Origin of the sequence: Kribbella turkmenica, from assembly GCF_004348725.1 — a bacterium.
GTDB classification, from domain to species: Bacteria; Actinomycetota; Actinomycetes; order Propionibacteriales; family Kribbellaceae; genus Kribbella; species Kribbella turkmenica.
Genome location: NZ_SMKR01000002.1, coordinates 17,401 through 28,761 on the forward strand (window position 1 = coordinate 17,401; position 11,361 = coordinate 28,761).

General features: G+C 70.5%; 9 protein-coding genes. 5 read left to right on the forward strand and 4 right to left on the reverse strand.

The annotated features are described in order from the left end of the window. Nucleotides 1-12: 12 nt before the first annotated feature. The 4 genes from E1218_RS00645 to E1218_RS00660 all read right to left on the reverse strand — a co-directional run bounded on the left by E1218_RS00645 (nt 13) and on the right by E1218_RS00660 (nt 5,332). Nucleotides 13-864, reverse strand: coding sequence for an aldo/keto reductase (locus E1218_RS00645; RefSeq protein WP_132315067.1), 852 nt, complete (start codon nt 862-864; stop codon nt 13-15). Beyond that, entirely contained in the window at nt 861-3,302 is a 2,442-nt protein-coding gene (locus tag E1218_RS00650; RefSeq protein WP_132315069.1) for a glycoside hydrolase family 95 protein, read from the reverse strand. Before E1218_RS00650 ends, E1218_RS00645 begins: the two co-directional genes overlap by 4 nt. Nucleotides 3,303-3,315: 13 nt before the next feature. Next, complete coding sequence (locus tag E1218_RS00655) at nt 3,316-4,131, reverse strand: amidohydrolase family protein (RefSeq protein ID WP_165949068.1); 816 nt, start codon at nt 4,129-4,131, stop codon at nt 3,316-3,318. A gap of 85 nt (nt 4,132-4,216) precedes the next feature. Then, the gene (locus tag E1218_RS00660) at nt 4,217-5,332 is read right to left on the reverse strand and encodes a GntR family transcriptional regulator (protein WP_132315073.1); all 1,116 of its coding nucleotides are present in this window, start codon (nt 5,330-5,332) and stop codon (nt 4,217-4,219) included. Nucleotides 5,333-5,509: 177 nt separating this feature from the next. On the opposite strand from E1218_RS00660, the gene E1218_RS00665 reads away from it, so the two are divergent. From E1218_RS00665 to E1218_RS00685, 5 genes are read left to right on the forward strand one after another with little or no spacing between them, the layout of a single operon-like run. Next, complete coding sequence (locus tag E1218_RS00665; RefSeq protein WP_132315075.1) at nt 5,510-6,805, forward strand: ABC transporter substrate-binding protein; 1,296 nt, start codon at nt 5,510-5,512, stop codon at nt 6,803-6,805. Further along, entirely contained in the window at nt 6,802-7,698 is an 897-nt protein-coding gene (locus E1218_RS00670; protein WP_202865693.1) for a carbohydrate ABC transporter permease, read from the forward strand. The genes E1218_RS00665 and E1218_RS00670 overlap by 4 nt, the downstream gene beginning before the upstream one ends. Then, nucleotides 7,695-8,579, forward strand: coding sequence for a carbohydrate ABC transporter permease (locus E1218_RS00675; protein ID WP_132315077.1), 885 nt, complete (start codon nt 7,695-7,697; stop codon nt 8,577-8,579). Before E1218_RS00670 ends, E1218_RS00675 begins: the two co-directional genes overlap by 4 nt. Before the next feature lie 2 nt (nt 8,580-8,581). Further along, entirely contained in the window at nt 8,582-10,531 is a 1,950-nt protein-coding gene (locus E1218_RS00680; RefSeq protein WP_202865694.1) for a hypothetical protein, read from the forward strand. An 8-nt stretch (nt 10,532-10,539) separates the two neighbouring features. Continuing rightward, the gene (locus tag E1218_RS00685) at nt 10,540-11,346 is read left to right on the forward strand and encodes an RraA family protein (protein ID WP_132315079.1); all 807 of its coding nucleotides are present in this window, start codon (nt 10,540-10,542) and stop codon (nt 11,344-11,346) included. Nucleotides 11,347-11,361 lie beyond the last annotated feature (15 nt).

The following is an 11,361-nucleotide window of genomic DNA, read 5'->3' on the forward strand; positions in this document are numbered from 1 at the left end:
CCGGGGCGGGAACTACAGGCAAGCGTGCAGAGCGGTCCACAGGTCGGGCGGCAGCGGTTGCCCCCAGAGCTCGACGTTCTCGCGGGCCTCGGTCGCGGTGGCACAGCCGATCAGGACTGTCGTCACGGCGGGATGGGTGGCCGGGAAACGCATCGCGGCCGCCTTGAGCGGGACGCCGTACGACGCGCACACCCTGGCCAACCGGTCGACCCGGTCGACGATCCCGGGCGGTGCCGGGCGGTAGTCGTACGTCGAGCCGCCGGCCAGGATGCCGGAGTTGAAGACGCCGCCGGCGACCACGGCGACGTCGCGGCCGGCGGCGAGCGGGAGCAGGTCGTCCGCGGCCGAGCGGTCGAGCAGGGTGTAGCGGCCGGCGATCAGCACGACGTCGAGGTCGGTGTCGCGGACGAAACGGGCCGGGATCTCCGGGCTGTTCATGCCGATCCCGATCGCGCCGATCACGCCTTGGCGGCGGAGGTCGTCGAGCACCGGGTACGCCTCGTCGAGCGCCTGCCGCACGTGGTCGTCCGGGTCGTGCAGGTGGACGATGTCGACCCGGTCGAGCCCGAGCCGGGTGAGGCTCTCCTCGACCGACCGCGAGATCCCGTCCGCGCTGAAGTCGTACTCCACCTGATCTCCCACGACCCGCCGCCCGGCCTTCGTGCTGACCTTGTACGACGTTCGCTCCACTCCTGCCAGCGCAAGACCGAGCCGCCGCTCGGCCGAACCCGCTCCGTACAGGGGAGCCGTGTCGAAGTAGTCGACGCCGGCTCCGAGCGCTTCCTCGACCGCAGCCTGAGCGGCAGCCGACTCACCTTCGGCCAGTGGTGCCGTGCCCAGCCCCAGCGGACCGAGCACCGTCATGGCCGGGGCTCGATGAAGTAGTCGACTCCTGGGCGGGTGCGGAACTCGACGACACCGTCCTCCGGGCGGGCGAAGGCGACTGGGCCGGCGGAAGACTTGACGTCGACCTCGATGCCGGTGCGCAGCTTCAGGCGGTTGCCCAGGAAAGAGTTGATGCGGGCTCGGGTCAGTTGGCCGTCGGACCAGGTGAGCTCCAGATCGAAACCGCCGCGGGCGCGGAGGCCCCGGACCTTGCCGGTGGGGAAGGCGGCAGGCAGGCACGGCAGCAGGGCGACCTCGCCGGAGTGGCTCTGCATGATCATCTCGGTGATGCCGGAGACACCGCCGAAGTTGCCGTCGATCTGGAACGGCGGGTGCAGGTCGAAGAGGTTCGGTGCCGTTCGGCCGGGAGCCAGCAACTGGGTCAGGTGCTTGTACGCGTTGTCCGGCTCGAGCAGGCGCGCCCGCATGTTCAGCTTCCACGCGAGCGACCAGCCCGCCGTCACCGCCGGTCCCCGGAGCTCCAGTGACTTCCGGGCCGCGTCGGCGAGTTCCGGCGTACGGCGCGGGGTGATCTGGTCGCTCGGGAAGAGCGCCCACAGGTGGGAGATATGGCGGCTGGTCTCCAGCGCGGCCTCCTCCCAATCGATCAGCCACTCCTGGATCTGGCCGAGGTACCCGACCTGGATCGGCGGCAGCTTGGACCGCGCCTCGGCGACCTGCGCGGCCATGCCGGCGTCCTTGCCCAGCAGGGCGGCGGCCTGGCCGAAGATCTTGAACAGGTCGTGCAGGATCTCGCTGTCCATCGCCGGACCGGCGCAGATACTGACGCCCTCGTTGTCGTAGTCGTGGTGCTTCACTTCGGGCGAGTGCGACGGGCTGGTCACCAGATAGCCCGTCGGTCCGTCCGTCTGCAACTGGTCGAGGAAGAACTCCACACACCCGCGCAGCACCGGGTAGTACTGCCGCAGCATGTCCAGGTCGCCGGTGTACTCGTACCGTTCCCAGAACAGCAACGACAGCCACGCACCGCCGGTCGGCCAGACACCGTAGTACGCGAAGTCCACCGGAGCGGTCCCGCGCCAGCCGTCGGTGTTGTGGTGCGCGACCCAGCCGGGCGCGTCGTACATCACCTCGGCAGTCCGCGCGCCGGACTCGGCCAGCTCGGCGATCATCTGGAACAGCGGGTCCCAGCACTCCGCGAGGTTCGCCGGGCCGGCAGGCCAGTAGTTCATCTCGCAGTTGATGTTCAGGGTGAACTTCGACTGCCACTCGGGCAGCATCTTGTAGCTCCAGATGCCCTGCAGGTTCGCCGGCTGGCCCGGGCTGCGTGAGCTGGAGATCAGCAGGTACCGGCCGAACTGGTAGTACAGCGCGGCCAGTTGCGGATCCCCGCCGTTGCGGAAGGCGACCACCCGCTGATCGGTCGGGAGCGCGATCGCGTCCGACGTCCCGAGGTCGAGGTCCAGCCGGCCGAACAGCCGCCGGTAGTCCTCGACGTGCGCCTTCCGGAGCAGCCCGTACGCCGGGCGCGACGAGGGCAGCGGGGCCGACGCCCGAGTCACCTGGTCGGCACTGACGTCGAGGTAGTTGCGGTAGCTCGACCCGATCGACAGCACCAGCGTGACCGCATCCGCACCCGCGACAGTGAGCTTGCCGTCAGCAACCTTCGTGGCCCCGCCCTCGGCGAAGGCCCGGGCGAGCGCGCAGAACCCGACGGACCCCGTCAGCCCCTCCGCGTCGCCGCTGATCCCGTTCAGCGCCAGCGTCCGGTCGTCGTACCGATCGACCGTCGCGGTCTGTGGGGTGGTGAAGGTCGCGTCGAAGGACAGCGCGCCGGCGCGGTCGGCAGTCAGCCGCATCACCAGCAGTTGCGCGGGATGGCTGACGAACACCTCACGCCGGTAGTGCACGCCGTCGGCGACGTAGCTGACCGAGGTGATCGCGCTGGTCAGGTCCAGTTCCCGCCGGTACGACGTGACGCCGGCCTCGGTGATGCCCGGGAACGTCAGCATCAGGTCGCCGACCGGTTGGTACTGCATCTGCTCGGTCGGGCGGCCCATGAACTTCTCGTCGGCCAGCATCTGCGCGGCCAGGTAGTCCTCCTCGGCGATCAGCCGGCGGATCTCCGGCAGCGCCTCCCGGCCGGCCGGGTCGTCGTACTGGTGCGGTCCGCCGGCCCAGATCGAGTCCTCGTTCAGCTGGAGCTGCTCGGTCGCGATCCCGCCGTACACCATCGCGCCGAGCCGGCCGTTGCCGACGGCAAGCGCCTGGAGCCATTCGGTGGCGGGCCGGGTGTACCAGAGTTGCAGCGGGTTGGTGTCGCTGCCCACCGGTCCGGGGGCGGCAGTGGCGGTCAGGGGATCGGTCAGCGAATCGGTCAGGGCGCCGGCGACGACTGCGGTGCCGGCCGCGGCGCCGGCGGTCCGCAGGACCTGGCGTCGGGTGTACTCGTTCATGAGGGCGGTCTCCCTAGGGGCGGTAGGTGCGCTGGGCGGTGCCGCGGAACACGTCGTTGTGTGCGGCCGCCGGCAGCAGTTCAGCGGTACGGCGAAGGACCTCGGCGCGTGTGCTCGACAGCGTGCACACGGGCCAGTCGGAGCCGAACATCAACCGGTCACTGCCGAAGAGGCCGAGCGTGACGTCGATGAGTTCGGCCAGGGTGTCGGAGGCGAGGTGGGCGGTGCCGGAGAGCTTGACGGTGACGTTCGGGCGGTCGGCGAGTGCCTTCATCCCGGTCAGCCAGTCGTCTGTCGGGGCGGCGGGGTTGCCGAGGTGGTCGAGGACCAGGCGGGCGCCGGGTACGGCGCCGGCGAGCCGGGCGGCCCCGAGCAGGGCGGGTGGGCGGAGCAGCAGGTCGATCGCGAGTCCGGCGTCGGCGGCGGCGCAAACTCCGCGGACGAACCCGGCGTCGTCGAGTGCCCCGGGGTCGGTCTGGTCGGCGGGTGGGCAGCGGACGCCGACGAGCTTGGTGTGCTCGGGGAACGAGGCGCTGCGGTGGAGGTCGAACCAGCCGACGACGCCGAGGACCGCGGGTGTGGCCGCGGCGAGGCCGAGCAGGTCGGTGACTTCGAGGGGGTCGGCGTCGGCCTGGACGAGGATGGTGTCCGGCAGCCGGCCGCCGCCGGACCGGGCGAGGTCGGGGAGGGTGAAGTCGCGGCGGAGCGGGTGCCCGGCAGGCAACCACGGGAGAGCCCGCCGGGAGGTGTCCCACAGGTGCACGTGGGCGTCGAGGTGATGGACGGCGGCGGCGTGATCAGCGAGGGGCGCGGGGGTGGCGGAGGGCACCCAGGCCGGGAGGCGAGCCGCGGTTGCGGGCCGGAGTGGAGGCTCGGTCGGGTGGTCGCGCGGAGAGGGGCGGGTTTCCGGCGGATCAGTCATGGCGGCTCGCGGGTCTGGTGATCGAGGACTCGCCGCGGGCGTGCGCCGAGAACAGCCGGGCCGCGTCCTCGGGGTCCGTCCCGGCCAGCACCTCGACCAGGTCGATGTGCCGGCGGGCCATCAGCCCCCAGTCACCGGCGTACATGGCGTTCGAGACGACCTGCAGGTTCCACAGCGCGGGCTCGAGCGTGCGCCAGACCTTCAGCAGCATCGAGTTCCCGCTGGTCGCGAGCACCTGCCGGTGGAAGCGCAGGTCGGCCTCGCGGAACGCGCCGATGTCGTGGTGCTCGGCCGCCTCCGTCATCCGCCGGACCTCGATCCGGAGCAGGTCGAGCTCCTCCGGCGGCACGTGCCCGGTCGCGCGGCGGGCGGCCGCGCTCTCGAGCAGCACGCGGACCTCGCGCGCCTCCCGGGCCTCGACCTGGGAGATCTCGGTGACGAAGTTGCCCAGTCGCGGCCGGTACGTGACCAGCCCCTCGTGCGCCAGCCGCCGGACCGCTTCCCGGGCCGGTGTCTGGCTGGTGCCGAGGACGCGGGCGATCTCGGACTCGACCACCCGCACCCCCGGCGCGAGCTCGCCGGACAGGATCCAGCCGCGGATGGCCTCGTAGACGCGGTCCGACAGTAGTTCGGTGTCGGTCGACGGAGGCGGTGCGGGTTGCGCCGCGCGCAACGCGAGGCCGCCGCCGGTCCGGTGCCGGTGGATCTCCTCGCGCCGGCGCCGGGCGACGGTCGACTGCGACGCTCCGTGAGCGGCGGCGACCTCGCGGGTCGACAGCGGGTGTCCGGATTCGGCCATCGATCCTGCGCCGGCCGCACCCAGCCGGACCCGGTCGACCATCCGCGGCCGGCCGCTGCGCATCCCGTCGTCGAGGCCGGCCATCCCCATCCGCAGGAACCGGCGCCGCCACTTGCCGACCGTGCCGGGGGTGACCGTGAGCAGGTCCGCGACGTCCTTGTTCGACTGCCCCTCGGCGCAGGCGAGCACGATCCGGGCGCGCAACCGCATCGCCGGGTGGGTTCCGTTCCCGGCGGCGAGATGGCTGAGCGCGGCGTGCTCGGCCGGCGACAGGGTCAGCGGCGACTTGGGGCGTCCGGCGTCGGGCATGGCTGCATGGTGACCCGGCGCACACCGGTCTGCCAACCCTTTATGGTGCGGACTTCTGACTCACGGCATCCAGTTTGCCGTTTAAACGTTGACATTTCAGCGTCACGCTCTGCATCGTCGATCGCTAACGACGCCCGGCCGCCCCCGACGCCGGGACGATCCGAGGAGGACCCGGAGATGGCTCGTTCGATACGGCGACAGTCGCCACGGCGACGGTACTCACCGCGACTGGCTGCCCTGCCGGCGGCGGTCGCGATCCTGGTGGGCGTGGCGGGCTGCGGCGGCGGTTTCAGCGAGGAAGGCTCCGCCGGTGGCAGCACCGGCGAGGTGCGGATGCTGGTGAACATCACTCCCAATCTGACGAAGGGTTACTGGGAGGACCTGGTCAAGCCGTTCGAGGACGCGAACCCGGGCGTCGACGTGAAGATCGAGGCACCCACCGGTCAGGGCGTGAAGGACACCTTGCCCCAGTTGCTCGCGGCCGGCAACGCGCCGGACGTGGTCGAGACGCTGATGGCCGACAAGACGCTCGCGCCACAGATGCTGGAGCTCACCGACCAGGCCTGGACCAAGGACACGCCGCTGGTCGAGCAGGCCGCGCTGGACGGGAAGGTCTACACCGTCGGCGTCGGTCAGCAGGCGCAGTCGCTGGTGTTCTACAACAAGGACGCGTTCGCCAAGGCCGGGATCGGCGCCCCGCCGAAGAACCTGGACGAGCTGACCGCCGCGATGGGCAAGCTGAAGGCCGCCGGTTACCTGCCGCTGCAGACCGCGGGCGACTACGTGACCGGCCTGCAGTTGCTGCAGCTCAGTGACCCGTCGATCGCGAGCAAGTACCCGGACTGGTACCAGCAGGTCAACGCCAAGCAGGTCACCGTCGGCCAGACCATGCTGCCGCTGCTGCAGCGCTACGAGTCCTGGATCAAGAACGGGTACGTCGACAAGAACGCGCTCGGCCTGGACGACGTGAACGCGCAGACCAACTTCCTCACCGGCAAGTCCGCGATGTACATCATGGGCAGCTGGTTCGTCCGGACGGCCGAGAGCCAGAAGCCCGCCTTCGACCTCGGCGTGTTCGCGGCGCCGACCGAGGCCGGCCAGCCCTCCCCTGGTCCGCAGGGCGTCACGATGGCGGCGCCGTACATGGTGCTGAAGTCGACCGAGCAGCGTGACCTCGCGGTCAAGCTGGTGCAGTACCTCGTCACCGACGAGGCCGCCGTCCAGAGCCAGCTGAAGCAGGACGGGAACTTCCGCAAGGGCTTCACCGACGAGCTGACGCCGCTCGGTCAGCAGGTGCAGGAAATCCTCGACCGGGCGCCGAAGCACGTCGCCCAGGGCGAGGGATACGGCGCCACCACGCTGCCGCAGGGATTCAACGGGGAGTGGAACAAGGCGGTCCAGAGCCTCTACACCGGCAAGTCCGCGGCCGACGTCGCCAAGCGCATCGACAGCTGGATGGGGTCGAAGTCGTGAGCACCCCGGCAGCGGCCGTCCGCCTGCGGGACCGGCTGACCACCGCGAGCATGGTCGGTCCCGCGCTGCTGCTCTTCGTGGTGATGCTCGTGGTCCCGGTCGGGCTGTCGATCTACCTGAGCCTGACCGACTGGAACGGCTACAGCGCGAACCCGGCGATCGTCGGACTCCAGAACTACGTCGACCTGGCCCGCAGCGAGGAGGCACTCCGGGCCGGGTGGGTGACCCTGTTGATCGCCGCCGTCGGCACCGTGCTGCTCAGCGTGCTGGGCCTCGGGTTCGCGCTGCTGGTGAACGGAGCGTCCCGGCTGAACGCGTTCTTCCGGGTCGTGCTGTTCTACCCGCACGTCCTGAGCGCGCTGGTCGTGGGCTTCCTCTGGAGCGCTGTCCTCGGTACGTCGGGTGTCGTCAACGGCTGGCTGACGTCCAAGGGCGCCGAGGTGCTGCCGTTCCTGTCGAACCCGACCTGGGCGCTCGCCAGCCTGATCGGCGTACTGGTCTGGGCCGGGTTCGGCGTGAACGTCGTGCTCTACCTGGCGGGGTTGCAGACGGTGTCGCGGGACCTGCTCGAGGCGGCGCGGATCGACGGGGCGTCCCCGCGCCAGGCCTTCCTGAACGTCACGTTGCCCGCGCTCGCGCCGGTGGTCACGGTCAACCTGGTGCTCTCGCTGGTCACGCTGCTGAAGACGTACGACCTGGTCGTCTCACTGACCGGCGGTGGTCCGGCCGGCTCCACCCAGACAGCGGCGTACCTGATCCTGTGGGACTCGTTCCACAACAACGCGCTCGGCTTCGGTTCGGCGCAGTCCGTCGTCCTGATGATCGTCACCGCGGGGCTCGCGCTCACGGTCGCCCGGTTGCGCTCGCGAGCGGACCAAGGGGCGCAGGCATGAGTGCGATCCGGATGCCACGGATCAGGACCGGGGTGGTGCAGCCCAGGCCGATCGAGCTGACGGGTGCCGGCCGGATCGCGTTCCTGATCCTGACGAGCGTGCTGATGCTGGTGCCGATGTACCTGCTCGTGGTGAGCGCGTTCAAGTCGCAGGAGGACATCCTCACCCACCCGTTCTCGCTGTCACCGGACCTGCTGACGACGGAGCACCTGCAGAGCGCCTGGACCAACCCCGACTTCAACATCCTCAAGGGGTACGCCGTCACCGCGCTGTTCGTGGTCCTGGTGAACGTGCTGTCGGTCGTCCTCGCCGGACCGGTGTCGTACGTGATCGCCCGCCGGACCGAGCGCCGGTACCGCGCCCTGCTGCTGCTGTTCGTGGCCGGCACGTTCATCCCCAGCCAGGTGCTGGTGATCCCGGTCGTCTACACGCTGAAGTTCCTCGGCCTGATGGGGACGATCCCAGGGTTCGTGCTGTTCGAGACCACGCTGACGCTGCCGTTCTCGATCTTCCTGTACGCCGGCTACATCATGACGATCCCGGCCAGCCTGGACGAGGCGGCCGCGGTCGACGGCGCCGGCAAGCACCGGATCTTGTGGTCGATCGTGTTCCCGTTGATGAAGCCCGCCGTGGTGACGATGGTCATCCTGAACACCTTCTCGGTGTGGAACGACTTCGTGAACCCGCAGATCATCCTCGGTCCGGGCAGCGGTCTCTACACGGTCACCACCGGCGTGTACGCCGCGGTGAGCCAGTACTCGACCGACTACACGGTCGTCTTCCCGACGCTGCTGCTCGCGGTGGCGCCACTGCTGGTGGTCTTCGTGCTGCTGCAGCGGCACGTGATCAGCGGCCTCACCGCAGGAGCGACGAAGGGATGACGATGACCAGCAACGCATCCGCCGCCGCGGTCGCGGCCCCACCGCACGTCGTCGCCCAGACGCCCGTCGGCAGCCCGCCCGCGTGGGCGATCATGCAGCGCCGCCTGTTCGACGTGATGGACGAGGGGTGGTGGCTGTTCCGCGAACGCTACTGCCTGCCCGACGGCAGCCTGCGGTACGCCGGACCCGTCCCGAGCCGCGACGGCGCGGACGACTTCTACGAGGCGTTCGTGAACTGGCCGGTGCTCTATCAGCTCGGCGGTGCGGACGACCTGATCGACGTCGCCAAGTGGCACTGGGAAGGCGTCACCCGGCAGCTCACCGACCTCGGGTTCCTGGTGGACGAGTTCGAGCGCGGCTACGACTGGTTCCACCTCGGCGAGTCGATGATCTTCTTCTACTCGCTGTGCGCGGCCGACCCGGGCGACGAGGAGTTCCGCGAGCGCGCGTACCGGTTCGCCGAGCTGTACCTGCCGGGCTCGCCGGCGGGCAACTACGACGCCGCCACCCGGACGATCCGCGCGCCGCACAACGGCGGCGGAGGTCCGCGCTGGGGGATCAACGACGAGTGGCGTTCGTACGGCGCCGACCTGACGACCATGCGGGTCTTCGGCCTGCCGCTGCCCGGCGTCCCGGGCATCCGGACCTGGAACGACCTGAAGGATCCGGCCAAGGCCGACCTGATGGGCGCGGAGATGATCCGCCGGCTCGGCGCCGGCGACGTCGCGGTGAACCTCGCCGCGACCACGCTGACCGCGAACGCCTGGCTCTACGACCACAACGACCGCTTCGCGGCCTGGACGCTGGAGTACCTCGACGCCTGGCAGGAGCGGGCCGCGGCGAACGGCGGACTGCTGCCGGACAACGCTGGACCGAGCGGTGAGGTCGGCGAGCTGCACGGCGGCCGCTGGTACGGCGGCAACTACGGCTGGAACTGGCCGCACGGTGTGTACTCCGTCGGCTCGGCCGCCTGTATCGCGGCCGTGAACGGCGCCCTGCTGACCGGCGACCCGAGCAGGCTCGACGTCGCGCGCACGCTGCTCGACCACCTGTACGAACGGGGCATCACGGCCGCCGTCGACGACACCGACCTGAGCATCCGCGACCGGTGGCAGGCCGAGCTGGGCGAGGACTGCGCGAAGCCGACCCTGCTGATCCCGAACCGCTACGGCGACGACGGCTGGTTCGACTACCAGCCGCCGCAACTGGGGCTGCCGGTCTGGCTGTGGCAGGCGGCCTTCGAGCCGTCCGACCGGGAACGCCTGCGGCGGCTCCGGGAGCGCAGCGGCTACGACTGGCGGACCGTGCGCGACTTCCGGAACAAGGAGGACGCCGGTCACGAGGCGCCCTGGCTCGCCTACCTCGCCGGTGACAACCCCGGCTACCCCGAGGCGATGCTGGGGGTCGCGTTGTCCCAGGTGCAACGCCGGATGGATTTGATGGCCGTCGACACCGTCGACCCGGCCGACCTGAACATCCACCACTGGCAGCGGCACAACCCGGTCGCGACCGAGGCTCTGCTGCAGTTGACCACCGGCACTCCGCAGCTGCTCTACAACGGCGGCCTGCTGCCGTTGCGCGTGCTGTACCTCGACCCCGAACGCGGCCGTCCCGGTCTGCCCGCCGACGTCGCCGCGCTGGTCGACACGGTCGAGCCGGACCGCACCGGTCTGCAACTGGTGAACCTGTCCGCGACCCAGGCCCGCCGGGTGATCGTCCAGGCCGGCAGCTTCGGCACCGACCGGATCGACGAGGCCGTCGTCACCACCGCCACCGGTGACTACCCCGGCCCGGCCGCCGCCTACACCTCGCCGCCACCCGCTCCGGGCACCGAGACGATCGTTGTCGGCGGCAACAGACTTGACGTCACGATGCCGCCGGGCCGGACCGTCCGGCTCGACCTGCGGCTCACCCGCAACGCCTATCGCGCCGCCCACGTGGCGCTTGACTGAGGAGACATATGAGCAGCGGTACCGAACAAGCCCCCGTGGCCCCGGTCTGGGACCTCCCGGTGCGCGGCGAGAACCCGCCGGCCCCGGACCCCGGTCTGGTGTCCCGGCTGTCCAGGATCGGGTCGGCCACCGCCTGCGCCCGGTTACACGGGCAGGGCATCCGGCGGACGTTCGTCGACGGGCCGACCAGCATGCTGCCCGGCAAGAAGGTCGTCGGCCGCGCGCTGACGCTGCAGTTCATGCCGCAGCGCGAGGACATCGCCGACGGCCAGACGCAGGAGTACATCGAGCGCAGTACGGCGCTGTGGGCTGTCCTCGACGAGGTCCAGCCCGGTGACGTACTCGTGGTGCAGGCGTACGGCAGCCACACCACCGGCTGCTTCGGCGACATGCTGGTCCGCTACTTCAAGCTCCGTGGCGGTGCCGGCATCGTGGTGGACGGCCGGATCCGCGACGTTCCCCGGGTGTCGCAGCTCGACGTCCCGATCTGGTCCACCGGCGCCACCCCGCACTACGCGTCCCAGTCCGAGCTCTTTCCCTGGGCCTACAACGTCCCGGTCGCGGTCGGCGGCGTCCTCGCGCTGCCCGGTGACCTGGTCGTGGCCGACGACGACGGCGCCGTCGTCGTACCGCGGCAACGGGCGGAGGCCGTCGTCCAGGCGGCCGCCGAGCACGACGCGTGGGAGAAGTTCAGCCGTCGCCGGATCGACGAGGGCGCACCGCTGCGCGACTACTACCCCCTGACCGAGAAGACCCGCCTCGAGTACGAAGCCTGGCGCACCACGCAGAACGGCAACGGTGCAGCCGGGGACTGACCCCTGAGAGGACCC